The 25,576-nt window shown below is 47.6% G+C and carries 21 protein-coding genes and 1 pseudogene; 9 read left to right on the plus strand and 13 right to left on the minus strand.

All coding sequences use genetic code 11. From position 1 onward, the window contains the following. Positions 1-137: 137 nt before the first annotated feature. Together QUA20_RS09705 and QUA20_RS31970 are read right to left on the minus strand one after the other, a co-directional pair. Positions 138-359: a hypothetical protein gene (locus QUA20_RS09705; RefSeq protein ID WP_333054454.1), complete on the minus strand. Its 222-nt coding sequence runs from the start codon at positions 357-359 to the stop codon at positions 138-140. Then, positions 346-617 (minus strand): annotated as a pseudogene (locus tag QUA20_RS31970) (BrnT family toxin). Before QUA20_RS31970 ends, QUA20_RS09705 begins: the two are co-directional and overlap by 14 nt. Before the next feature lie 63 nt (positions 618-680). Between QUA20_RS31970 and QUA20_RS09715 the strand changes: the two are divergent. Together QUA20_RS09715 and QUA20_RS09720 are read left to right on the plus strand one after the other, a co-directional pair. Then, positions 681-1,319: a histidine phosphatase family protein gene (locus QUA20_RS09715; protein WP_333188166.1), complete on the plus strand. Its 639-nt coding sequence runs from the start codon at positions 681-683 to the stop codon at positions 1,317-1,319. Between the two features lie 145 nt (positions 1,320-1,464). Then, on the plus strand, positions 1,465-2,232 hold the full coding sequence (locus QUA20_RS09720; RefSeq protein WP_333188168.1) for a YebC/PmpR family DNA-binding transcriptional regulator: 768 nt from the start codon (positions 1,465-1,467) through the stop codon (positions 2,230-2,232). A 9-nt stretch (positions 2,233-2,241) separates the two neighbouring features. On the opposite strand, the gene QUA20_RS09725 is transcribed toward QUA20_RS09720, so the two are convergent. The 8 genes from QUA20_RS09725 to QUA20_RS09760 form a co-directional block, all read right to left on the minus strand. Continuing rightward, the gene (locus QUA20_RS09725) at positions 2,242-2,844 is read right to left on the minus strand and encodes a Uma2 family endonuclease (RefSeq protein ID WP_333188170.1); all 603 of its coding nucleotides are present in this window, start codon (positions 2,842-2,844) and stop codon (positions 2,242-2,244) included. Between the two features lie 120 nt (positions 2,845-2,964). Then, entirely contained in the window at positions 2,965-4,839 is a 1,875-nt protein-coding gene (locus QUA20_RS09730; protein ID WP_333188173.1) for an adenylate/guanylate cyclase domain-containing protein, read from the minus strand. Positions 4,840-4,998: 159 nt separating this feature from the next. Further along, positions 4,999-8,307, minus strand: coding sequence for a PAS domain S-box protein (locus tag QUA20_RS09735; RefSeq protein ID WP_333188175.1), 3,309 nt, complete (start codon positions 8,305-8,307; stop codon positions 4,999-5,001). A gap of 376 nt (positions 8,308-8,683) precedes the next feature. Then, positions 8,684-11,803: an AAA family ATPase gene (locus QUA20_RS09740; protein ID WP_333188178.1), complete on the minus strand. Its 3,120-nt coding sequence runs from the start codon at positions 11,801-11,803 to the stop codon at positions 8,684-8,686. 64 nt (positions 11,804-11,867) lie between these two features. Continuing rightward, positions 11,868-12,209, minus strand: coding sequence for a type II toxin-antitoxin system PemK/MazF family toxin (locus QUA20_RS09745; RefSeq protein WP_333188179.1), 342 nt, complete (start codon positions 12,207-12,209; stop codon positions 11,868-11,870). Next, positions 12,202-12,477, minus strand: a complete 276-nt coding sequence (locus QUA20_RS09750; RefSeq protein WP_333188181.1) for a hypothetical protein — start codon at positions 12,475-12,477, stop codon at positions 12,202-12,204. Before QUA20_RS09750 ends, QUA20_RS09745 begins: the two co-directional genes overlap by 8 nt. Positions 12,478-12,809: 332 nt before the next feature. Then, entirely contained in the window at positions 12,810-13,922 is a 1,113-nt protein-coding gene (locus tag QUA20_RS09755; RefSeq protein WP_333188184.1) for a hypothetical protein, read from the minus strand. Positions 13,923-14,146: 224 nt separating this feature from the next. Further along, the gene (locus QUA20_RS09760; protein ID WP_333188186.1) at positions 14,147-14,428 is read right to left on the minus strand and encodes a hypothetical protein; all 282 of its coding nucleotides are present in this window, start codon (positions 14,426-14,428) and stop codon (positions 14,147-14,149) included. Between the two features lie 148 nt (positions 14,429-14,576). Between QUA20_RS09760 and QUA20_RS09765 the strand changes: the two genes are divergently transcribed. Next, positions 14,577-15,119 (plus strand): cyclic nucleotide-binding domain-containing protein, encoded by a 543-nt coding sequence (locus QUA20_RS09765; RefSeq protein WP_333188188.1) that lies wholly within the window; start codon positions 14,577-14,579, stop codon positions 15,117-15,119. Positions 15,120-15,378: 259 nt separating this feature from the next. Here the strand turns inward: QUA20_RS09765 and QUA20_RS09770 are convergent, their stop codons facing one another. The 3 genes from QUA20_RS09770 to QUA20_RS09780 all read right to left on the minus strand — a co-directional run bounded on the left by QUA20_RS09770 (position 15,379) and on the right by QUA20_RS09780 (position 17,026). Beyond that, entirely contained in the window at positions 15,379-15,792 is a 414-nt protein-coding gene (locus tag QUA20_RS09770; RefSeq protein ID WP_333188190.1) for a hypothetical protein, read from the minus strand. Positions 15,793-15,984: 192 nt separating this feature from the next. Continuing rightward, positions 15,985-16,857 (minus strand): FAD-binding domain-containing protein, encoded by an 873-nt coding sequence (locus QUA20_RS09775; protein WP_333188192.1) that lies wholly within the window; start codon positions 16,855-16,857, stop codon positions 15,985-15,987. A 40-nt stretch (positions 16,858-16,897) separates the two neighbouring features. Further along, entirely contained in the window at positions 16,898-17,026 is a 129-nt protein-coding gene (locus QUA20_RS09780; RefSeq protein ID WP_333188194.1) for a hypothetical protein, read from the minus strand. A gap of 122 nt (positions 17,027-17,148) precedes the next feature. Between QUA20_RS09780 and QUA20_RS09785 the strand changes: the two genes are divergently transcribed. From QUA20_RS09785 to ribD, 6 genes are all read left to right on the plus strand, one after another. Continuing rightward, positions 17,149-18,522: a tyrosine-type recombinase/integrase gene (locus QUA20_RS09785; protein ID WP_333188196.1), complete on the plus strand. Its 1,374-nt coding sequence runs from the start codon at positions 17,149-17,151 to the stop codon at positions 18,520-18,522. Between the two features lie 316 nt (positions 18,523-18,838). Further along, positions 18,839-19,549, plus strand: a complete 711-nt coding sequence (locus tag QUA20_RS09790) for a hypothetical protein (protein ID WP_333188198.1) — start codon at positions 18,839-18,841, stop codon at positions 19,547-19,549. Between the two features lie 204 nt (positions 19,550-19,753). Further along, positions 19,754-20,140 (plus strand): hypothetical protein, encoded by a 387-nt coding sequence (locus tag QUA20_RS09795; protein ID WP_333188201.1) that lies wholly within the window; start codon positions 19,754-19,756, stop codon positions 20,138-20,140. Positions 20,141-20,608: 468 nt separating this feature from the next. After that, positions 20,609-23,449, plus strand: coding sequence for a phage/plasmid primase, P4 family (locus tag QUA20_RS09800; RefSeq protein ID WP_333188203.1), 2,841 nt, complete (start codon positions 20,609-20,611; stop codon positions 23,447-23,449). A gap of 129 nt (positions 23,450-23,578) precedes the next feature. Further along, on the plus strand, positions 23,579-23,854 hold the full coding sequence (locus QUA20_RS09805; RefSeq protein WP_333188206.1) for a hypothetical protein: 276 nt from the start codon (positions 23,579-23,581) through the stop codon (positions 23,852-23,854). Between the two features lie 545 nt (positions 23,855-24,399). Further along, complete coding sequence (gene ribD, locus QUA20_RS09810) at positions 24,400-25,575, plus strand: bifunctional diaminohydroxyphosphoribosylaminopyrimidine deaminase/5-amino-6-(5-phosphoribosylamino)uracil reductase RibD (RefSeq protein ID WP_333188209.1); 1,176 nt, start codon at positions 24,400-24,402, stop codon at positions 25,573-25,575. The last annotated feature ends 1 nt before the right edge of the window (position 25,576 follow it).

The following is a 25,576-nucleotide window of genomic DNA, read 5'->3' on the forward strand; positions in this document are numbered from 1 at the left end:
CTTACCAAACCCACTATCATCTGCGTCTATCTGCGTGTATCTGCGGTTAAAAAAATTCAATCAATAGCTTGGTAACCCACCAAATTACCAAACTTCGATATAATATTAAATCAATACAGAGGACACCAGATTTGGTATTATTTCTCGGACACCACGTTTTCTTTAGTAATTCTAATCAAAAACCGCAGAGCTTCATTCACTGCTTCAGAATCGGGAAACATCTCTGCAACATCCGGTTCTAAACGAATATTTACACCACCAAAGGTCTTTCGTCCAGAGCCTACCCTTCTTACACGCAACTTCCTCAAATCATATTCCGACCGAAGCTCATCGTCCATCCCTGTTTCATCCTTCTTCATAAACTTCTCGCTCCACTCGTGTTACTTTTCTGGCGCTAATCAAACGAATAAAATCTGCTCTTTCTGTATACGACACTATCAATAAATTACCTTGCTGGGACTCTCCAACAATAATATAGCGCTCTTCTTCATCAGAGCGATCCGGATCGTATAAATCGACGTAGAGGGGATGTCAAAAACCGTTTTGGCTTCCTCAAATGAGATGCCATGCTTGGACAAATTTACCGCAGCCTTGTTTTCATCCCACTCGAATTTCATAAAGATCCTAAATCAGCATCTTTGATATAATATTACATCAAGAAGCCAAACTAAAACTAATTCATGCCGCAAACAGTCTGGATCGCACGACACGGAAACCGCATCGACTTCGTTAACCCCGACTGGTTTCTCACCGCAGAACACCGCTACGATCCCCACCTTTCCGAAGACGGTCACGTTCAAGCCAAACAACTCGCCAATCGCCTCAAAGGTGAAGGAATTTCTCATATTTTTGCTTCGCCTTTTCTGCGAACTGTCCAAACAGCAAATCACGCGGCCGAAGCTCTCGATTTGTCAATTAAACTAGAGTGGGGACTGTGCGAATGGCTGAATCCGGAATGGATGGCAGAAATGCCGGAAACTGAGTCCGTCGAAGCTTTGTGCAGGCGTTTTCCCAGGATTGATGCTTCCTACAAAGGCGGTATTGCTAATTATCCCGAAACTGGGGAAGCTTGTCTCAAAAGGGCGGGGGAAACTGCTAAACGCCTCGCGGCTGAGTTTCCCGAGGATATGTTATTAGTAGGTCACGGTGCGTCGGTTTTAGGAACTGCGATCGGGCTGGCGGGCTGTGCAGAAACAGAAATTAACGCTTCTCTGTGTTGTTTAGTGAAATTGGTGCGGGATGATGGAGAATGGTCGATCGCACTTAATGGCGATACTTCTCACCTGACTGACTCTGAAGCCGTTATCCGATTTAATTAAAGTTAAGATTCGTGCGAAAAATCCTATTCTATGCTATGTCTGTAAAGTGCGCCGAGGCGCACCCTATGTTAATCTGATTTGTCAGAATCTGGGTGTTATTGTTTAATCTCGATCGCACATTTTAAATGGAAAATCTTAAATCGGTATGGCAGGACACAGTAAGTGGGCGAATATTAAACGCCAAAAAGCTAGAGTTGATGCGGTTAAAGGCAAAGTTTTTGCGAGAATATCTCGCGAAATTATTGTCGCGGCCCGCAGCGGAGTTCCCGATCCCGCTGGCAATTTTCAACTGCGGACGGCTATAGAAAAAGCCAAGGCGGCGGATATTCCTAATGAAAACATAGAAAGGGCGATCGCCAAAGGTGCCGGCTTGGCGGGGGGGAATTCGGATTTAGAAGCTATTCGCTACGAAGGTTACGGCGTTGGCGGAGTTGCTATTCTGATTGAAGCGCTGACAGACAACCGCAACCGCACGGCGGCTGACTTGCGAGAAGCTTTTACTAAAAATGGCGGCAACCTGGGCGAAACTGGTTGTGTGGGCTGGATGTTTGACCACAAAGGAGTTTGTACGGTACGCGGCCCGATTGATGAGGAACAATTGTTTGAAGCGTCGCTAGAGGCGGCTGCGGAATCTTATGATTTGATATTAATTGATGAGGATACTGAAGGTGCAGAGGTATTTACAAGTGTGGCTAATTTGGAACAGTTGGCTGATGTTTTGAAACAAAAAAAGTTTGCTGTTTTGCAGTCGGAAACTCGCTGGATTCCCAGCAATACAGTGGAAATAGACACTCCGGAAAAAGCTCGATCGCTCCTTAAGTTAATGGATGCACTGGAAGATTTGGACGACGTGCAAAGTGTGACTGCTAATTTTGAAATGACAGATGAATTGATGTCTTTGAGTATGGTGTAACGAGCTAAATCACCAGATTTTTGCCATCCGCAAGACAAATCCCGGTAACTCTGGATCGCCGCTGACTGTTTCAGGATTATCTAAGATTTCAGGTTCGCCATCGGGACGGTAGATGTAGACTTTTCTGTTTTTGCGATCGAGCAACAAGCCGAGCGATACACCGTTCTCAATATATTCTTGCATCTTGTTTTGCAATCCCTTGAGAGTGTCACTAGCAGACCGCAATTCAATCACAAAGTCGGGACAAATCGGTGCGAATGAGGCTTTTTGTTCTTCAGTTAAGGCATTCCAGCGCTCTAGTTTAATCCATGAGGCATCGGGGGAGCGGGTTGCTCCATTCGGCAAGGTAAAGCCTGCACTGGAGTCAAACGTTTCACCTGTGCCATCTTGTTCAGCCCAGTTCCCCAATTGTAGGGCAATCTTACCGTTTCGATTCCCTGTATCTGAAAAAGCTGGTGACATAACGATCACTTCCCCACTGGCAGTACGCTCAATTCTCAAATCGCGATTAACTAGACAAAATTCATAGAACTGTTCAACAGTCATCGATTCGATCGCAGGGAAATAGACCGTCAGTGGGACGCTTTCGGTTTGAATTAGCAGCGTCGTCATGGTTTTTCCTCAGTTGGTACAGGGGTGATAAAATACCTTGAGCTTACACTATTTTAGCTTGGCGAGCGAAAGTCTTAGTCGATCGGGAAGTCGGAGGCTTGTATCCGTTTTTGCGCGGTGTTAATAATCTTTTTTCCCAGTCAGCAAATAAGTAACCATGTATCCCTTGCCCTTAACTTGAATGGCGCCGCGCTTCTGAAAAGTATATTTATCTTTTAATATCTCGTAGGTTTCGGCGGTGACTTGAATGCAGCCGGTAATCCCGTGGGATTCCATTCGCGAAGCAATATTTACTGTGTTGCCCCAGAGGTCGTAAATAAACTTTTTTAAGCCGATGACGCCGGCAACGACAGGGCCACTGCTAATCCCGATCCGAATGCTGAAAGGTTCCGAATGTTCTAAACTGAGGAGCCTAATTTCGTGCAGCATATCGATCGCCATGTTCGCAACCGCCTCGGCATGATCCTCTCTGGCAGTAGGCAAACCGCCGACAACCATGTAAGCGTCACCAATAGTCTTAATTTTCTCCAAACCGTGGCGATCGGCTAAGTGGTCAAAAGCCGAAAAAATATCGTTGAGCACTTCCACCACTGCAGTCGCGGAAATTCTCGACGAAAGCTCTGTAAACCCCACAATGTCGGCAAACATCACAGTTACTTCCGCAAAACTTTCGGCGATATTGTGTTCGTTGTCCTTCAAGCGCAGGGCGATCGCTGCCGGCAAAACGTTCAGCAGCAGTTGCTCGGATTTAGCTTGTTCGAGTTCCAACTGTAGGTAAGCAGCCTGCAACTGTTCGGCTTGGCGAATTCTTTCTTGAGCTAGCTTTTCGATTTGGGCGGTGCGGCTCAAAGCTGTCAGTATATATGTCACCGGAATCAGAGTCCACAGCATCCCCATCGTCAGAGTTCCCCAAGAGCGCCAGTGCTTGCGAATCCGGCGAATTTCCGGCGTTGCCGACACGTACATAGACCACTGGCGGCCGCTAATTTTCAGTCGCCTTCTGCAAGCTGTATAGTTCGGGCCTGGATTGTCAAGAATCGGGCAGTTTAGCCTGAGGGCTGGTTCCGCAGCGGCTGATGCTGGAAGCACTTGTTGGCTCGCGGATTGGAACTGCACCGCAAATTGCTGAATTCGCCTCTCAGCAGGGAGATTTTTGAGAATCGGGTTGGCCTTTTGCGGTAACAGTGACGCTGCTTCTTGCTTGTCTGGGGCATCGCTAACGAGATAAATATTGAGGTAGTCGGTATTGCGTCCTTTTAAAGAGGTTTGGAAAATATCTTTGCCTCGAAATACGCCCAGAACAAATCCTTGTAGCAGTTGGCGGCGGGATTCCAGCGCAGTCGGTTTACTGCTGTTTTCGTAAATCGGAACTATGGCCAAAAGACCTAGTTCCGGGGAATTGCTCTGAGTTAGGCCGACGTAGTTGGTGACAATCATTTCTCCAGTATCTCGCCCTCGATCGAGCGCGGTTCGGATTTCTGGGTGGGAGGCGAGGTCAAAGCCCAATGCAGTCTCGTTTCCGGCTGGTGGTTCGACGTAGAAAGCCGGGAAGTATTCGGAACGCTGGAGGGCCTTGCGCAGTTCTCCTCGGGGGCCGCGCTCTGTAATCTCGAAGCTGGGGTCAGTTTCGGTTTTGGCTTTGGCTTCGTAGTTGGCTCGCTGCGAATTGGGGACGCGGGGAGTCCAAGCCAGGAGTTGCAGGCTGGGGTGGACGGCTAGGGGACGGGCGACAAACCGGGCAAAAGAGGAACGCTCGACGGCGCTGAAGGCTTTCATGTAGTCGCTGAGGGCGAGAACACTATCTAAGTCGGAGTTGAGCTGGCGTTCTATGCCGATCGCAATATCGTCAATGCGGCGCTGCATTTCGTAGTCGCGGCGCTTGTCTTCCCAGTCCCAAACCAAGGCGAATGCTAGGATCGACAGTCCGACACCCAAAGCCAGCGTCAACCCGGCTGGCTTGTAGCGAGACCAGGATAAAGGTAGTTTTTTCAGCATAATTGCCTAGCGAATAAGGGCAGCAGATTAGCACACCGCTGAGTGCGATTTATTTCGGCCTCTGAGTGCGGTTAATTCAAAACGCTGATAACTCAAGCACCGACGGCAATTGGGAATTAAAAGTTAGATATTGAAACTTTTAGGTTAATGGACGATCGCTCAGCAGGGGATTTCAATCCAGAATTCCGCTCCCTGTCCGGGCGCACTGATGCACCGCAGGCTTCCCCTATGTTTTTCTACCACAATTTGATGGCTGATGGATAATCCCAAGCCGGTTCCAGACCCTACGGGTTTGGTGGTAAAAAAGGGGTCAAACAGCCGCTTGCGAACGTCTTCGGTCATTCCTGGGCCGCTGTCGGCGATGCAAATGACGATGCGATCGCAATGACTGAGCTGGCTTTTACTGTGGCTTTTCAACCCGGCTTTTTTCATTTCAGTGCGAATCACGATCGTCCGAGGTTGCGGTTGGTTTTCTACAGCGTCGATCGCATTGGTGATAATGTTGAAAAATACCTGGTTTAACTGCCCCGCACAACAGGAAATTTTAGATATCTTTCCGTATTCTTTAATAATTTCAATCCGGCTTTTTGTATTTTCCTGATGCAATCTGTGCTGCACAATTAATAGCGTACTGTCAATTCCTTCGTGAAGGTCTACCAACTTCATCTCTGATTCATCCAACCGCGAAAAATTTCGCAGCGACAACACAATTTTACCAATTCTTTCTATTCCTACTCTCATAGAATTTAGCATTCTGGGCAAGTCTTCCTTCAGAAAATCTAAGTCTAAGTCGTTAACTTTTTTCGCAATCTGAGGATCTGGGGACGGGTAGCATTGCTGGTAGAGATTCAATAGTTCTATTAAATCGTGAAAATAGTTGTATGTGTGAGAAATATTGCCGTTAATAAAAGTTGCGGGATTGTTGATTTCGTGGGCGATTCCAGCCACCATCTGACCGAGGCTCGACATTTTTTCTGATTGAACTAATTGGATTTGAGCGTGTTGAAGCTGTTCGTAGGCTTCTTGCAATTGGGCTGCTTGTTTTCTCAATTGAGATTGGGAAGCTTGGAGTGCTGCTGCGGAAATTTTGCGGTTGGTAATATTTTCAATCATCCCTAATTTGTAAATAGGTTTTCCTTCGCCGTCTCGAATCAAAGTAGCTGTCACGTTTACCCAAACAATCTTACCTGTCGCCGAAATCTGGCGAATTTCGATTTGATAGCTCGTAATTTCTCCCCGATAAAGAGCATCAGCAACTTCGAGATTTTTGGGATTATCTTCGGGATGCCCAATTTCTATAAATGTTTTGGCGAGCAATTCGGCTGCGGTATATCCCAGCATTTCGCAGTAAGTTTTATTGACTCGCACGAACTTGTTATCGTCTAAATTGGCTAAGTAGATAGCAATGGGTGCATCTTCAAAAATTGTACGAAATAGTTCCTCGCTGGCCCGGACTTTAGCTTCGAGGGAAAGCCGTTCGGTGATGTCTTCAAAAGTACACAAAATGCCGACTACATTGCCGTTATTGTCGTGTAAAGGTATTTTATTTGTATCCAGCCAGCGCTGGGTGCCGTCGGCTTGCAGTTGGGGTTCTATAATGTGATATTCTGGGGTGTTGGTTGCCATGATGCGGCGGTCGCAGGCTCGAAAAAATTCTGTTTCTTCTGGCTTCCAGGGCATATCGTAGTCCGTGAGACCGACAATTTCACTGGAGTGATTGAAACCTGCGACGTTGGCCAAGTTTTTGTTGCCTCCCAAGTAAACTGAATCTCGATCTTTCCAGACGATTAACTGAGGGATGTTGTTGATTACCAACCACAGCATTTTTTGGGACGTTTGCAAGGCTTCCGTGCGTTCTAGGACGCGCTTTTCAAGTTCTTGATTGGCTTGTTGCAGGGCGATTTTTGACTCGCTGAGGGCGATTTCTGCTAGCTTGCGATCGCTGATGTCGATTGTCACCCCCTCCCACAGTATATCGCCCCCCGCTTGCAGTTCGGGGCGGGCGATGCCGCGAATCCATTTCAGTTTTCCCGATCGCGTTACGATCCGCCCTTCATATATCCAAGGTTTTAAAGTTTTGCCAGAAACTGCGACTGATTCTAACAGGGGTTTTAGGTCTTCTGGATGCACCGTTGACCACATTAAATCGGAGTTGTTTTGAAGTTTTTCTGGCTCTAATTCGTAGAGTTCCCAACAGCCAGAACTGACATAAATGAATTCATCGGAACCGTCTGGATGCAGCAAGTATTGATAAATCATTCCCGGCAAGTTGGCAGCCATTTTTTGGAATCTGGCTTCGCTTTGCTGCAGTGCTGATTCTGCAAGTTTGCGATCGCTAATGTCAATCAACAAGCCGTCCCAAATAATGTCATCTTTTTCGCTCGGTTCGGGTCGGGAAGCCCCACTAATCCACTTAATCCGATCGCCCGGAAAAACTAATCTGCCTTCCCACCGCCAAGGTTCTAAAGTTTTAGCTGAGATAGCAACAGATTCATGGAAGCTTGGCGCATCGTCGGGATGAATCATTTCGATTGCGGGAATAGCTGAGTTTTGGAGTACCTCTGGTTCTAATTCCCAGAGTTCGCGGCAGCCGGAACTGAGGTAGGGGAATGACATAGTGCCGTCTGCTGCTAACTGAAATTGATAAATCATTCCGGGAACGTTGGCGGCTAGTTTTTGAAACCTCGCTTCGCTTTGGCGTAGTGCTGTTTCTGCTTCTACGCGATCGGTAATATCGTAAAATGCCGATAAAATTGCGGCTTCTCCATTAAAATTAATCGCTCGCATCGACATTTTTACCCAAAAAAAACTGCCGTTTGCTTTCTTGAGGCAAATTTGTTCGCTGTCGCTAAAGCCGTTTTGTTTTACTAATCCTATCAATTGACTGCGGTCATTGATATTGGCATAAAGTTCAAATTTTTTGCTTCCGATAAGTTGTTCGGAACTAAAACCTAAACTTTCTCCGAGGGCAGGATTTACATACAAAATTACGCTGTCTTCCAGGCGCGTAATTGACATGGGAACGGGTGTCACGGTGGTGATCGCCCGCAATCTTTCTTCACTTTCTTGCAGGGCTGTTTCGGCTGCTACTCTTTTGCTAATATCGTTCTGAACTCCGATAAAATGAGTTAATTTTCCCTCGTTGTCTAGGATGGGGGAAACGATTAATTCGTTCCAAAAAGGAGTTTTGTCTTTGCGATAATTTTTGAGAACTGCCTTAACTTCTGTTCCCGATCGTAAACTGCTGCGGAGTTTGTCTAATTCGGCGCTATCGGTATCGGGGCCCTGCAAAAACCGGCAGTTGCGTCCAATAACTTCTTCGGCACTGTAACCGGTTAGTTTCTCAAAAGCAGGATTGCAGTAGATAATAGGTATGTCAGGCTTGCTAGCATCCGCGATTATGATGCTGTTGCTCGACGCTGCGATCGCCCGATCTAGGAGAGACAGGTTGAAAGAGTCTGTTGTCATCGGTTGCAAGATCCAAACTCCCGAGGAGCGGACAGAAAAATACAAAATTATCAATAGCTTGAGCCATTCTTATTCTATGATCTTATTTTTAATTTCGCCTTGTTAACAATGTCAGCAGCGAAAAAAAGCCTGCGAGGAAGACGAGTAATACCATTTTAGATTTGAGATTTTAGATTGGCAATGACTGATTCCATCATGGTTTGGAGTACGGGCCTACAATTGCCTTCTTTTGGAAAATTAGTATAACCGAAGGCATTCGGCACTTATCCAGAAAACAGAAGGTGAAAATACCGAAGGCGGAAAGAAAACAGAAGGTGAAAATACTTATATTTTCTACTTGTTTTTTATCCTCCTTCCATCCGGCTCGCCAACCCTTTTAAATTGACAAGTTGATGCAAGAACCCTGAGCAGTTTTGCTTACTTCAATCCTGGCTTGAAAAGCTTCTTTCAGGTGGGGCATATGGGTAACGGTGAGAATGCAGGCGAAGTCCGATGCGATCGCATTAATTGCAGCAATCAGCCGATCGCACCCTTCAGCATCCTGAGTCCCAAATCCCTCATCAATAATCAACATTTGCAAAGCCGTACCCGCGCGCTGAGACAGCAGTCTCGCCAGCGCCAGCCGAATCGCAAAATTAATCCGAAAAGCTTCACCGCCCGAGTAAGTTTCGTAGGCGCGAGTACCGCGAGCATCAGCAATTAAAATGTCTAAAGTGTCAATTAATTTAGTTGCTTTTTTAGAAGCAGCCGCTCGCTGAGTAATAAATTGAACGTGCAATTGATTCGCGCTCAATCTCGACAATATCTGATTGGTTTCTGCTTCGAGTTGAGGCAAAACATTTTCAATCATTAAAGCTTGAATGCCGTTTTTACCAAATGCTTGACCCAACTCTTGATAAACTCGCTGCTGGCGTTTAGCAACTTGCATTTGCTCTTTTTGAGCTACTAGCTGAACTTGCATATTTTCCAGATTTTGCTGCTGCTGCTGGAGGCGTCCGAGACTTCCCAAATGTTGGTCTAGCTGCTGGCGGCGGCGGCCCATTTGCTGCTCGATCGCACTTATGCGGGCTGTGGGATCGGGATGTTCTTGCAATTGCTGGTTCATCGCGGAAGTTTGAGCGCTGACGGCTTGCAAATCTCGATCGCGCACAGCGATGGAATTTGCTATTTCATTAACGCGCTGCTGCACTTGCGGGTACTGCACAGTTGCCGATCGCAATTTTTCGGCGCGGGCGATCCAAAACTGCGATCGGCGCATTTCGCTCCGCACGTGTTCGTGCTGTTCCAAATTATAGCCAATTTCCGCAATGTATCTATCTAAAGACAGAATTTGCTGCTGTATTTCCGAGCTATTTTTTTGCTGTTCTAACTGTTGCTGTACGGTGGCTAATTGAGTTTGCAAATCCGGGCGGCGGGCATTAATTTTATTCAGTTTCTGCTGAGCGTCTTTGATTTGAGCTTGCTTAATTTCTGCCCACCGCAAGCGCTTTTCATCGCTGCGGGCGAGAGAGTGGCTGCTATCGCTGTAATTGAGCTGTTGCAGTTGCTGTTCGATTTGCTGTAGTTGGCCCAAATCATCGGCTGCATACTCGCCGGTGCGCAGCAACCGCTCGATTTCCGCAGCGTCTTGACGCATACTTTGCAGCCGGTTTTCGTCTTGGCCCAGGCCATCTAATTGTGCTTGCAAATGGCTGCGGCGTTCCCGCAATTCTTGGTAAGGCGCTAATTCCTCTTCTAGTTCGCGGTATTCATGTCTGAGAACTTGAATTTCGCGCTCGGAGACGGCCAACTGTTCGCGGACAACCCAAAGTTGGTTCCAGATTTCCTGCTGTTGGGAGTGGTGTTTTGTGACTACCAAATTCCAGTAGTGTTCGTCTAAAGGTCGATCGCACAAAGGACAATTGCCAAAATTTGTATCCCGCACCATTAAAGGCGAATTCGATGGCTCGTTTTCCGCAAAATTCGAGGCTTTACCTTCGCCTGCGCTGGTTTCTCCTTCATGTTTCCGCAGCAGTTGCAGTTTTTGGTCGATCTCGGCGAGTCTGGTTTGATAGTCCCGGCTTTTGGCTTGCAGGTTTCCTAGAAAGTCGTGCCTTTCTTGACCTTTTTCGCGGACTCGCTGCTGATAAACTCGCTTGTTTTCCAACTGCAAAATTTGATTGCCGATAGCCGAGATTTCCTGCTGTAATTGCGGCTGTCGCTGCTGCTGCTGAACTTGCACCTGTCGCTTGATTTCGTCTAAGCGGGCGGTTAAACCGGCGCGGGCGCGATCGAGCTTTTGTTGTTTTTGCTGCTGCTGTTGTAACAGCGGCGAAACTTGCAGTTGCAGTTGCTCTAGTTCGTTGAGGCGCGATCGAACTGCTTGCAACTGTGCGAGTCCTTTGTCAACCTCCGGCTGCTGTTTGAGAATCTCCAGAACATCTTTTTCATCTTGTTCTAAAACCTCTAATTGAGCTTGCAACTGCTGAATTTTGCTTTGCAAAAAGCTCAGTTCTTGCCGCTGTTGTTCTTGCAATTGCTGGCGCTGGTTTTGGGCTTGTTGGTTAGCTTTGAATTTGCCAGCCATAGTCTCTTCGGTGGCTTGCAAGCTGTGGAAATACGCGATGCCTTCTGTTATTTCCTTTTCTTGCCCTAGGAGGGCTTGCAGCTCATTTTGCTGCTGTTTGGCTGCGCTGAGTTCTTGCAGCAAGCGGCGGCATTCTTGAGAGATATTGTAGTGCTGTTGCTGGTGGCCGGCGAGGAGTTTTTGCCAGGTTTGGCGGTTGTGGTGCTGGAGTTGCAGTTGTTGTAACTCGGTTGTGTCGGCTTGCTGCTGTGAAGAGAGCAAATCGGTTGCTTGCTGCAATTGAGTTTGTTCCGAGGCGATCGCCTCTTTTTGTTGCAGTTGCTCTTGTACGGTTTGCAAACTCTGTTTGAGCACTTCGACTTGAGCTTTAAATTGTTTGGACGTATCCTTGGCTTGTTCCGATAAAGTATCGTAGGAGTCGAGTTTGAGCAGGTTGGCTAAAACTTGTTTGCGTTCGATCGGCTTTTTGAGCATAAATTCATCAGCTCGCCCCTGCCGCAAATACGCCGAGTTGATGAAAGTATCGTAATCTAGTTTGATGTGTTCGAGGATTTTTTGCTGAGTTGTTCTCAGCCCCTTGTCTGTGAGCGTGCGAAAATTAAGTTTTTCCTCACTCTCGGCAGAATTCAAGCTGACTTGAAATTCCAAACTTCCCGATTGTCCGCGCCGGCGGTTGCGAATCACCCGGTAGATTTGGCCGCCGGTGGAGAAAGTGAAATCAACGCGCACATCTGTTTCGCCGATATGGATGATATCGTCTTCCGTATCGCTGCGACAACAGCCCCAAAGTGCCCAGGATATGGCTTCTAAGAGGGAGGATTTGCCAGCACCGTTAGGCCCGCAAATGCAAGCGGTGTGCAGGCCGCGAAAGTCTAAACCGGCTTCGCGATAGCTGAGAAAATTTTTGAGTGTAAGTTGTATAGGAATCATTTAGGCCATCGCGCCATACAATCTATCTATAAATAACACTATTTGTGCGCTGTTGCCTAGTTATTCAATCCAGATCCAGAACAATTGTCAGTGCTTCTGCAATTTCTTCCATAATTGTCTCGGACAGGGTTCCAAGTTGTCGGACAAATCTTTGTTGGGAAACGGAACGGACTTGAAAAGCGTCGGCGGCGGAGACTTTAGTCAAGCCATTTTTTGAGGTCGGTTCGAGCTGCACCATCCAATCAAGTGGGGAAAAAAGATCGTTCCATGCTGTAATTGGAACAATTACTTTGAGCCGCAAAATTCCCACTTCATCATCGCTAACAACCACAACAGGTCGAGTTTTGCCGATTTCATCTCCCACCGTTGGATTTAGTCTGACAAGCCAAATTTCGCCCTTACGCATTACTTTCTACCCCTGCGCTGAGGTATTCTTCCTCTGAATCGAAATACGGTTCGCTGTCGGGCGACCACAAATCGTGAAGCGGCCCTCCTGGTTCATACAAGGGGACTGCTGCTTCTGCTGCGGCTCTGAGTTTCCGTTTTCTCTCAGCTTTGCGCTGGGCTTTTTCTTCTATTTCTTCGCGCATCATCCGCGAAGCTGTTTCGATGATTTCTAGGCGTTCTTCTGCTGTCAGATTTTTGAGTGCTGCTAAGATTTCTGCTTTGGTCACGGTTTTTTCGGGTGGTAGGTGAGAATGTACGATCGATCCCACCATGATTGTATCTTTGGCAAAAATCTATCTCGGCGATCGCAGTTAATATTTCACCTCATCCCCGGAGTCAGGACACGGCACTGCTGTGTCCCTACAATGATTAATCAGCTACCTCTAGGTAGGGAAACGGCATTGCCGTCTCCTCCGAATTGCCGTGTCCTCCGATGGTAGGGAAACGGCATTGCCGCTTCCTCGATTGCTTTTGTTTCCATCATCAAAAAGGGTTGACTGTATTCCTACAGCCAACCCCGCGCCTATTTATTTGTCCTGCGTTTGCTCAAACAGCAACACTACCTGGCAATATTCGGGAACGTATAGCCGACACCGACTAACAATCCCACTTCAGCTCCGTCGACAAAACCAATATTCAGTCCCGCTGTTGCTGTAAAATTTCTCGACAGCGGCACATCTACACCCCCCGAAATCAGGAAGCCCAAAGTACCGTCATCCCCGGTAGAAATTACCACGCCAGCACCTGCATAAGGAGCAGCAGTAATCACAAAATCGTCGCTGACTTCGACGGTCTCTTGAGATACAAAATCGAAGGTAACGGGAACTAGAAAAGCTAAGTCGTCCCGGAACAAAACAGTCGGTCTCACCGACAAATTGTTCGTCAAACCGATTTTGCTAATAATGGCAAAGGAACCGTCGCCTAAGGCTGAATCTCCGCCAAAACCTAGATTGCCACCAATCCCGATGTAGCTGGGCCCAGAACGGGTAGCTCGCCCTGGTCTGATTTGAGTTCCTTGAGCCACTTTTTTAGTTGGTTCCGAGACAGTTGCCGGTTTTTCAGCAACTTTCGGTTGGTTTGTCAAAGCTGAGGCGGAAGTGCTGACAGGATTGCTCAACAATTCTTGTGCTGTTTTGACTTCTTTTTCTTCCTTCGTTGCTGTTACTTCAAGATTATTGCTCTCGGCAACAATTGAGGTAGGTCGATCGTTCTTTTTGGCATTCTCGACCGTTGACTCCACTTTTTTGACGCTATTATCAGCAATTTTAGCGGTTTCTTCCGACTTTTGGGTCTCAGCAGCAATGGAGATACTTGGCGCAGTTTCTGTTCCAGCAATTTCAGATGTTGCTGCTTCCGATTTTTCTGGTGTTGCAATAGATACTTGCAAGTTGGCTGCAGGTTCAGAGGCTGCTGGCTCTGCCGCTTCTGTTAGTTCGCTCCAACTGATAGAATCAATTTTTTTATTACTAGCCGTTGTTTCTGCGTCGGGTTTAACTGCTGAAGTTGCCGCAGGCTCAGAAGTTTGGTCAATATTTTGAGCTGCGATTGTTGCAGTTGTACCGATATCGGGCAAGTTGCCAGTTTCAGCTTTCGCTGACAGGGTAGTGCAACAAACAGCTAAAGCAGCAAGATTTATTAACGCGAAAGTAGACTTGGAAAATAGACTATTCATAGAAACTCCTCAATGAACCGTGTGTTAAAAGTGTAAGTGTTTGAGGGCGACCGTCGAGAGCTTTGCTAAAAAAGACACAAATATGAGTTGTGTTGTTCCTAGATTGGCACTCAACCGTTGAATAGTCAACTCTCAAGCTGATTAGATTTAAGAACTGACGGCCGGTTTAGAGGCTAATTTAAATTTACCTATCGATCGGCTAAAAATCAATCCTAGGGATGATTTCACCCTCGATCCTGTTTAATAGAGGGGTCGATCGCGCGTCTGGCTTGCATTCTACAATTCTGTACTTGGGGGCGCTGCACTCGCAGCAGCGCCGGAAAAATCCGGTTTTTGAGGGCGCACCGCCTCGAAACCAAGAGAAACCGAGCTTTCAAAACAGTTTTGGCAGCCCCGCCGTCCAAAGCAAGCGCAGTTAAAACAACGCGATCGGCTGCTGCACAGTTCTTGACAAGTAATGTAGAATAGCACTGACCCGACAAACATTTGTAGCTCGATCGTGTCAAATTTACTAAATATTATTAGAATTGTGTAAAATTTAGTGTTTTATTTGTAAAGTTTAGCCTTCGCTTTCGCTCAAGGTCTGACCATCTCACAACAGCACGCAACTAAACAAGTAAAAAAATACAAATTATCTCATCTCAACCTGACTTTATGAGCAAAGTTCTAGTGATATTAGGCGAATTGAGCGATCGCGACATCGATTGGATGCTCGCCAACGGCACCCGCACCCAAGTCCTCCCCGGCACCACCCTGATCACCGAAGGTCAGCCCTTAGACGCCCTCTACATAGTTCTGGAGGGAACTTTGAGCGTTGCTGTATCATCTTTGGCCGACAAAGAAATTGGAAAAATTATTTCCGGGGAAGTGTTGGGCGAAATGTCTTTTGTAGACGGGAGGCTTCCTTCTGCTAGCGTCACGGCAATTGAAGAGTGCCTCATCCTGTCAATTCCGAGGCGGCTGCTAACTGAAAAACTCGAGCAAGATGTGCTTTTTTCCCTGCGGTTTTATCGGGCGATTACCAAATTTTTGTCGTCGAGACTGCGGGGTACAGTAAAACGCTTCGGCGAAGAGACTGATTATTTATCATATAAAGACCCCGACGACGAGGGCGCCATCCCGCAAAATGTTGAAAATCCAGAAGATTTGGCTGAATCTAGATTTCAATGGCTGTTGCAGCGTTTGAAGGGGAGTTAAAGTTCGGCAACGGATGAGTGTACGGGATTTAAGGGATGTTGAGGGGAGTTCGGCAACGGATGCGCTTTCTTCGCATTTAACGGATGGATGTTGAAGTTTGAAGGAAGAGGTTCGAGGGAAGAAGGAAAAAATAATGTTATCCGCTTTGCCTCTTTCTTGTTTTTCTACCAATGCCCCATTACCAATTGACAATTAGCAATTACCAATTTTAAGTTAGCAATACTTCGGCTACGCGAGCGTACAAGTTCCCAATTCCCAATTAGAAAACATATTTTTCAGCGACGCGCCAGTAGCGGGAAAAACGCTTCAAATCAATGTAACCATCGTAGCGGACAAAGGGTTCTGGCGGCAAAGCTTCTACAGGGATCGATCGCTTAATTTCCCGGCAAATATCCTGAAACCGAGGACTGGGACTTTCCGCAGTCACCACTTGATTAGCGCCGGATTCGATCGCAAAAGCGATAACTTCCGCAGCCACATCGCCCCGCCGAATAACTACCGGCAACTCCAGCAAACATTCGTAAATAAACACCATTCGTTTGAGACTCAACTGCCATTCATCAATGAGCGCATCATCCCAAACCCAGATTGCCGGTGCCTCTGGGTGCGCTTGAAAAGCGGGGCCTTCAGGACTCATACAGTCGCCGTGCAGCCAAATAATCGGATTGTTCATAAATTAGTAATTGTTGACGGTTGACTGTTGACTGTTAACTGTTAACTGTTGACTGTTGACGGTTGACTGTTAACTGTTGACTGTTGGCTGTTGGCTGTTGACGGTTGACTGTTGGCGGTTGGCTGTTGACTGTTAACTAATGACTAATGACAACTGCCTGCTGCCTACTGACTACTGACTACTGACTACTGACTACTGACTTTTATAATTTCTGGGACCTTTTTGATGGTCTTGCCAACTTTTAGAACCGCCGCTGCGATCGACCTTTTCTCCTAAAGGAAACAACTTCCCTTCCAAATATTCGTAAGTTCCCTCAAAATCGCATTGCCCGTACATAGGACAATCGCGACAATAAACCGCCTTAGTGTAACGCTCCAAATTTTCTCGATTAAAGAAATAAGGTTTGTGACTAAAAGTGCTGGTTACCCACTGCCAAGAAAGATTATTGCTCGCCGGATCTCCATCTAGCAAATGTTGCAAAAACCAGCGAGCTCCGGCTTGCCAGCGCACGCGGCGCCAGTGTACGAGATAAGCCGCAGTCCACATCCGCTGGTGGTTGTGCAAATAACCAGTTTCTCGCAACTGGCGGCTGAAACTGTCGATGCAAACCAAACCAGTCGTACCCTCGACGACATCCTGCGGCAGAGTTTCGCTGTAATCTTTAGCAGTGTAACCAGTTTTGTAGGGTTCCCGGTCTTCCCAAATCCCGTTGCCCAATTCGGCATAGAGTCGCTGCCAATAATCCCGCCAACCCAACTCGTTGACGAGTTTTACGGCATCTTCTCGATGCCGCACCTTCTCGAGCACGGCATCCCGGACTTCCGCAAGACTCAAAACGCCGTAGCGCAAATAGGGCGACAAGCGCGTTACCGCACCGTTGAGGAAATTGCGGGTTGAGGCGTACTTGCCGGGGTCAATTTGTTGCAGGGCTGTCTCGGCTGCTTTCCGCCCGCCTGGGGTTGGGGGTACGCTGCTGTCCCGGGCGGCGGCTGCGGGGAACTGTTCGCGCACGTAGGCTATTAATTCGTCGCGGCTGGCAAATTCCCGCTCCATGTCCTGACTCATTGTTTTCTCAAGCACCTGTTATTGTTTCTTAATGTTAAAGCTATTTGTTCGGGCCTGCGGGGTCGATCGCCCTAAATTGCCCGCTTGCTCCCGGTAACGTACAGTTTGCCCCAGCAGCAATCGATCGTCGGTTCGCAGCCAAAATTAGCATCAAAGTAAGTACACTCATACGCTAACCATGCTATACTCGTTACACAGCTTCATTCACACTATGCACACGACTCGGTTTACCGAAATTTGCTAGAAACTTGATAGAAGCTTTAAACCCTTGCAGAACCTCGAAAAACCAATATGTACGCTAAATCACAAGCCCTCCCCGAAACAATTAAAGTTCAGTCCGATAACGGTTCGCTCCGGTTACAGTTCAGCACCAAGTACAATCCCATTTTTGGGGGTAAGCGGAAGCATCAGGGTTTAGGGATGAAGGACACTCCCGAAAATCAGCAAAAGGCGATCGCTATTGCGTGGCGGATCGAAGGCGACTTACAGCACCCAGACTGGCAACAATTGTTTGACCCCACTTTTGCTAAGTACGGCTTAAAGAGCAAGTACGCTGCTGAACTAAAACTGGCAGCACCGATTCCAGAACCCGAACCTGAAATCACAGTAGGTCAGATGTGGGAAGACTACTTAGAGTGGAAACGTCCACAATTGCAACCTACAACGTTTGAAACTATCTTTTGCGGAACTTACACCAATATCATTAAGGGACTGCACTGGAATCATTCTAAGCATGAATTTATTGATAATGGAAGCGAAATATACAGCCTCTCGCTTTCGGATAACAATCTAGTACAACGGATCAGTCAACAGACGGCAAGTGTTAGAAATAAGGTTAGAGTTGAGGCTGAACTCTCTCAAGCCTTTTCACGCTTACAATCCCTAGGTAAAACCAAACTTACTGTCAATCCGTTCGCAACTATCAGCAGAAACGTAGAAGATAAAGCTGATAAGTATAAATCAACAATTACAGCTACAGGAGATGTTAAGGAATGGTGGGAAACTGACGATAATAATGATACATCAGAGGAAAATGACCGACGTGCTTTTACCAGGGAAGAACGTGACATCATTATCAAAGCTTTTTATGAGTCTTCAAGTCGGAGACATCGACAGGTAGCGCCTTTAGTTGAATTCTTGTTTTTAACCGGTTGTCGTAGTGGTGAGGGTTTTGCTTTAAGGTGGCAAGACATTTTTATTGGACGCGACAAAAACTATGTCAGGTTTAGTAAGTCTTACAATGGACGATTAAAAAACACACAGGTTACAAAAACAGGAGAAATTCGACTGTTTAAGATTTACCCTAAACTCGAAAATCTGCTGTTAAAAATCAAGCCTGTTGATGCTAAATCTACTGATTTAGTTTTTATTAATACACAGGGTAATTCTTACAATACAAACACTTTTGGCGACCTATGGCAAGAGGCTCGTTGTGGAACAAAGGGTAAAGTTTACCGCTATCCCGGTATAGTTCGGCAACTAGCCGATGAAGGTAAAATAAGTTGCTATCTCTCTCCTTACCATACCCGTCACACGTTCATTACTCTTATGGCACAAGCTGGTACAGACTTACTTTTGCTCGCTACCGCTTGTGGTAACAGTATAGAGGTAATTCAAAAACATTACCTAGGCGTTAACGTCGCAGCTAACTTCCCCGACATCTAACCCCTAACTTACTTCCCGACCGCCCCCTAATAAGGGCGGTTTTTTATTGCCGATCGCACGGCACGGAAGCAGGAAACTTTCAATCACATCGTGCGTGTGGCGTGAAACGAAACGTAATTCTCTATAAATGAGAGTATTCCTAAGCTTAGCCGCCTAACACGGGCGGCTATCTGTAAAAAAGGACTGAATATGACCGAATTTGCGGCTTGACTTGTAGTGACGCTTGCTGCGATCGTCAAAAACGAGAGACAGCCACCGGGGTGCAACCCGATGACCGCTGTTTTCTCAATTGGGCTTAGCAATTGAGAACTTTATTATGTCACAACAGTCCGCTTGCCATTCCCCTCGATCGCAATTGTTAACGTATTCGTGGGACGCCCCTCTGGCGCTCCGGTGGTATCGGGATGCCGTGTTTGATGGTATTTCTCACAACGTTGCAATTCAAACCCTCAACACCCTCAAATCGGCGCAGTGGCTTCACTACTACCGGGCCCCGGTAATGTTACCCGAACAGGTAGACGCCTTTTACGGCGTCGAGTCCAAAACTACCGATCGCCTAATCCGCAACTTTGAAGGGCAACTCACGGGGGATGGCTTATTTGCTTGCCCCGAAACTTTTATCGAGTATTCGGAACCCGTACTGGGAATTTGTTGGATAGGGAAGCCGCACCTTAATTACCTATTGCCCCCACGGGCGGTACTCAAGCTGGCTTGTTGGATGCCAGCCACCGATTACACTATTTGGACTTTGAGTGCAATTGGCATTGCAGCATCTAAAGCTTACGAGCCGTTAGCTGAACCCGTGAGGATGACCCAGCACTACCAGGCAGTAGAACGGCGAACCGCCCCCAAGGATAGGCTGGCAATGGTTGCGGAAGCGCAAAAAAAAGGGCTTTACGCCTACGCTAAGCACTTTGGGGATATCAAATCGGGCATAACTTACAAGCGGCTGCTAACTCACGCCGAACGGGGCGGACAGTTCCCACCAACACGGCAAGAGCTTAATGAGTTGTTGGTTGAGTTTTAATCGGGGCGATCACCCGGGCAAAAAATTGGGCTTACGTTCTACACAATTCTTAAACCAGATTTTTGAATCCCGCTCTATATTTTAGTTTAGCCGCCTAACACGGGCGGCTATTTCGTGGAATACACTTATTTGCCTAAGCGGTGAATAAACATTGAACCGCTTGTGTCACGTGATTAAATGTACTTAGCTGTCGAGAATAAACAAATGGAAGTTGAAACTACTCCCTGGTACGAGACGAGAAGCCTCATCTCACCTCAAATTGAGATGCTTCAGGAGGACGGGATGATTCAGTACAAAGGGTCATTTCTCAAAACTGAAAGTCCCAAATCGGCAACACTCAAGCCGAGGTTTATTCACTACAACGTGAATTACGTTAAGTATTGCCTTCTAAAGGAGTTCTACCAACTTCTTTTTGATGGCACTAGGCGAAACCTATGTGAGGGCGACGAAAACAAGTCAACTGTTCTGCTTGCTGAGCTTGTAACCGATTTTTCCCAATACTGCCGAGAGCAACCCTCGGAGGAAGACGCCCGCGAACTGTTTCGGGCATTTTGCAAAGCTCGCCTGTTCAAGTCGCAAGCTGGGTCATAAACGTATATTACGGCGTTAGAAACCTGTAGGGTATGGAAATATTTTGGCGTAAAAACGTGTGTTACTGTGGCGGAACCCCATAGGGCTTAGGAATATTTTGATGTAAAGTCATCGCAAAAATATTTGTAGAACCCCGTAGGGTTTGAACACAACTTTTCTCGCTGTTCGCTACCAAGTTTCGCTACCCTTGCCACCCGCCGATAGGCTACAATCACAACCAGGGTTGATTAATACATCAAGCAGAGATTGACCCGCCTGGTCGGCAGGCAAAAAAAAGCTCCCGCTATCCCAGTGAAGAGAGTAGAAAGGAACCTTGATAAATCGAACTACAACTTAGCATTATTTTCTAGACTTTTTCTAGGTTTTCCTAGAAAGTCCCCTCGCCGGAAGGGTATATCGCGGCAATTGTCTTTACTCTCTAAACACTAGGGATAGCGGTTTGTTAACCTCACCAAGGAATCAACCGCTATGGATAGTATATCAAGCTTCGTCGCATCCAGTGCCTCTGTTCTCAACGAATCTTTACAATTGAGCGGACTGCATCAAGTCTTGATCAGGTCGCGAGGCATTGACTTGGACTGGGCAGCCGCAAGCTGCATAGAGTGCGACATCCCGAAAGCTTCGTTAGTGTTGGATTGCGAGGCTAAATCAGCGGGCATTATGTTTGTATCGGACGAGTACGGTCAGTGGCAGTTCAAACCCGATACCCCGTGGAAAGCCAAGGACGGTAGTTGCCCCAGATATCGCAGCCCAAGACATGAATATGACGTATTTCTTGCCAAACACCCCACAATCAAGGGTTTTTGGGGCGACTTAGCGTATTTGAAGGCTCGCTGTTTCACGATCGGTGGCAAACCTTATTTGCTGATTACCGAGGGCGGTTTTAAAGCAATAATGGGCTGCCAGTACCACATTCCTACAGTTGCCTTAGTGGGAGTGACGATGGGGCTTAGCCCAAAGAAAAAAGGGGAACCCGACCTAGTACCTGGTTTGAAGCGATTAGCAGAGGCTGGTTTCGGGTTTATTTTTGCCTTCGATTCCGATGACTCAGTAAAAAAACCTGAAACTGTAAAGAACGTCAAACTTGCGGAAGCCAGACTGACTAAAGTCCTTAAGAATTATGGCTGCGACGTACTATCAGTGACAGGCAAGTGGAGCCACGAGGACGGCAAGGGACTGGATGACTTCATCAACAATCAAGGGATTGAGGCTTTCCGGGAAATTCTGATGAAAGCTGGGTCAGTAGACGCTGAATCGCGTGGCACAAGTGACTCGAAGAAAGCAAAGTACCCCAGTGCCGACGCGATGGCGCGGATAGTTGCCGAAGACTACCGAGATCGGCTGAAATTCAATAACACAAACCTTTGCTGGTATCGCTACGAAGCTGACTCACCGGGAATTTGGTCGCCCGAGACTGATGAATATATCGAATCGGTCGTGTACCAGATAGTGAAATCGAAAGGCTTAATTAACCTGCCGCCAGCCTACGTCGGGGCTGCCGTGCGCTTTTTGCGGCACGAATTAATCGAGCGGCAGTGGAAGTCGCGCACAGATTTAATCCCGTTTACGAATGGAGCTTTAGAAATAGCTACAGGCAAGCTACTACCTCACTCTCCGGGGTATCACTTCACTTGGACGTTGCCCCGCGCCCACTGCGCTGTAGCTTCAGATTGGCAAAAAATTGAAGGTTGGCTGGATTTTGCAACACAAGATAATCGGCACGTAAAAAACCTGTTGATAGCGTTCTGCAACGCCGTGTTGAAAGGGCGCGCCGACCTTCAGAAGGCATTACACCTGATCGGTATCGGCGGCAGTGGTAAAGGCAGTTTTTGCCGCCTGGTGATTGCACTAATTGGCATAGAAAACACGCACAGCAGCAGTTTGGATGATTGGAGCGGCAATCGGTTTGAGGTAGCTCAGGCTTACGAAAAACGCCTGCTACTGTTTCCCGATGAGGACAAGGGCGCGCGCCAGCTCAGCAAGTTCAAGCAAGTGACTGGGGGTGATTGGCTCAGGGCTGAAGAGAAAGGCAAGAAACCTTTTAAATTCAAGTTTGGGGGTATGGTGGCAGTTGCTTCAAACTTTCCCATTTTCGGCTCAGACAACTCTAGCGGCATGGCGCGCCGCATTATTCCCGTACCCTTCAATGCGGTAGTAGCAGCGGGCAATCGCCGAGACCTCGACAGTACCTTCGAGCCTGAATTGGCAGCTTTTACCAACCACTTACTATCACTGGATGATGGTTGGGTGGAACGTACCTTGCGGGGTGTAGTTGAGATTCCAGAAATCAACCTTCAGGGCTGGGAAAACAAAATTCGAGAGGACAGCGTTGCTGGCTTCCTCAACGACCGACTCATCTATGACCCGCTAAGTCAAACTTCAATTGGAGACTCTGCCTATGCCGAGGGTTCTCTTTACCAAGCTTACGACCTTTACTGTTCCGACCAGGGACACAAGGCACAGGCTGTTAAAAACTTCAGCCCAAACCTGATCGAACTAGCCAGCGCAATTCTCGGTTGGCAGGTAGAAAAATGCCACACAAGGGTAGGGAAAATCATTAAGGGACTTCGGCTCCGAACCAAAGCAGACGAACACATCCCTACCTATGACTGCGAGCTACATTCTCGCTGTGACGGATGCTGTGACGGGTCAGTGACGGATAGTGTGACGGGTCAGAACGTATACCCTGTAAAGGATGTGACGGATGTGACGGATAAAGCCTTATACCGGGTAGAGAAAATAATTCATAACATCCCGGTCGCCGATCGGACTGACGAAGAAGTGCAAAACGAAAATATCCCGAGCGGTATAGACCTCGATCCGTCACACCCGTCACCAGAGCCAGAATCCCCGCCACTAAAGGAGTCTGACCCGTCACCGAATCCGTCACCGAATCCGTCACCGAATCCGTCACACTATCAAACTGCTGCGAACAAAGCTCGCGCCGAGAGGATAGCTGATGAGTACCGCGAAGCGAAAGCGAGCGGCGATACCGAAAAGATGGAAGAGGTAAGGAAATTTATTGAGAGTACCGATGGACTCCACTTGAGGGGGTTTTTCAAACGAGTTCTTAATGGGATATCTCCCACACCCCAGTCCGAACCGAAACCCTCCCGCATTTTTGAAGTTGGCGATCGGGTAGTGGTTAATGATGTCGGGGGTTTATATCACGAAGTGAAAGGGGTCGTTGTAGATATTCGTCCGACTCCCTGTCGCACGGGGCTACTGGTGAAATTTGACAAAGAAGTTTCCTTCTGCCAACAGTTTGAGTTCATCGCCGGGGATTTGATGTATCTCCCCGAAAAGTAGTAGTCTCTGGTGTCGGCTCCCTACAGCCTAACTTTTACCATTTTTCACTTGTGTCACGTGATTAGATGCTTGACAAAACTAAAGCAGCCGTGTCAACCTGTTAATAGTAAATCACCTGACACAAGTGAAATGACGAGAAATATCAATGACGCTAGCTTAGCCAACCTCAAACACTATGAGGGTAAATGGAAACACGGGCAAACCCGCACCATCCGAGTTCCGATCGCCCTAGCAGATCGGGTACTGGCTTTAGCTCGACAGTTAGATAACGGTGGTTCGCTTGACACAAGTGATTCACCCGACGCTTACGACTTGCTCAATCAGTTGAAAGCCAAGCGCAAAAAGTCTAAGTGCGACCTAGCGGACGTAAAAGCAATTTTGGATATATTGGATGCTAGCTTCTAGTATGAAAGCTGCCTTAACTCACCGCTCGGTAGGCACGGGAGTGCGATCGCTTGATTCTCGCTATGTGCATCTTGTGACTCTAACTTTTCGGGTTCCGACCGGGGAGGGAGCGGACAGTATAAATGAGAAAAATAATTTGACCAAGGATTTCTTGATAGTACAAGCCCCCGGATTTACCCGTGGGGTCGCTTTCTTCAATTCTTTAATCCAAAATCTAAAATCTAAAATCAAATGACACAACAGAAAACGGGTTAGTGTTTTAAAGTTTAGCCGCCCGTGTTAGGCGGCTAAAGGTAAAGAAGCAAGGTAATGCAGATGCAACGTGGTGTCGCTAGAAAATTGATAGATGAGCTTGCTTGTAAGCGAGTATCAGGTAAGGGACACTGAGACAGGCGAACAGACAGTAACAAGGGTGAAAGACCCCCTAAAATGGCTGTCTTGCTAGAGTGCTGATAGAAATTAGTCAACCAGAACCTGAAAGTATTGATAAAAGGTTAGTTACTGTAAGTCAGTACACTCAGGGATAGATATCATACCAAAATCTCATGGAAACTTTTCCGGCGGACGCTCAAGCGATCGCCAGCTTAGCTAACCGACAGCAGCCAGGTACAAAACAACTGGAAAACAGCGAAATTCAAGAGTTCGATCGAGCCATGATGCGCCGCTGCATAGAATTGGCTCGCCGCGCTCTCGGCAAAACCGCACCCAACCCCCTTGTCGGTTCTGTAATTGTCCGAGACGGGAAGATTGTCGGCGAAGGGTTTCATCCCGGTGCCGGTCAACCTCACGCCGAAGTTTTTGCGCTCCGGGAAGCGGGGGAACTCGCCGAAGGAGCGACCGTCTACGTGAACCTGGAACCATGCAACCACTACGGGCGGACTCCTCCCTGTTCCGAAGCTTTAGTTAAGGCCAAGGTGGCAAAAGTAGTGGCTGGCATGGTCGATCCGAATCCTTTGGTCGCTGGAACTGGGCTGACCCGGTTGCGAGAGGCTGGGATTGAAGTGGTGGCGGGAGTAGAAGGCGAAGCTTGCCAAAAACTCAACGAGGCTTTCGTTCACCGAATTTTGTACCGCCGGCCTTTGGGAATTTTGAAATATGCAATGACTTTGGACGGTAAAATTGCTACCAGTAGCGGCCACAGCGCTTGGGTGACAGGCGAGGAGGCTCGGAGCGAGGTACACCGGGTGCGCGTCGGCTGCGATGCTGTGATTGTTGGGGGAAATACGGTGCGTCTGGACAATCCCCTACTGACGAGCCACCAGCCTGATAGGAATAATCCCCTGCGGGTGGTGATGAGCCGCACTCTCGATTTGCCGAAGTCGGCTTGGTTGTGGGAAACCTCTGTGGCGGCTACTTTGGTGCTGACTGAGCCTGGGGTTAACCCGGAATTTCAGGAATTTTTGATCGCCAAAGGGGTGGAAGTTGTGGAACTCTCGCCGCTGACACCGACTAATGTTATGGCTTATTTGTACGATCGATCTTTTCTTTCTGTACTCTGGGAGTGCGGCGGCACTTTGGCGGCCAAGGCAATTGCTGAGGGTGCAGTGCAAAAAATTATGGCTTTTATTGCTCCTAAAATTGTCGGCGGCCAAGCGGCTCCAACTCCTGTAGGAGATTTGGGGTTTTCCGCAATGACTGATGCTTTGACTTTAGAGCGGGTTTCTTGGCGCGCGGTGGGTGCAGATTGTCTGGTGGAAGGCTATTTGAAAATTAAAGATTGAA

The organism is Microcoleus sp. Pol7_A1 (assembly GCF_036701085.1).
GTDB classification, from domain to species: domain Bacteria; phylum Cyanobacteriota; class Cyanobacteriia; order Cyanobacteriales; family Microcoleaceae; genus Microcoleus; species Microcoleus asticus.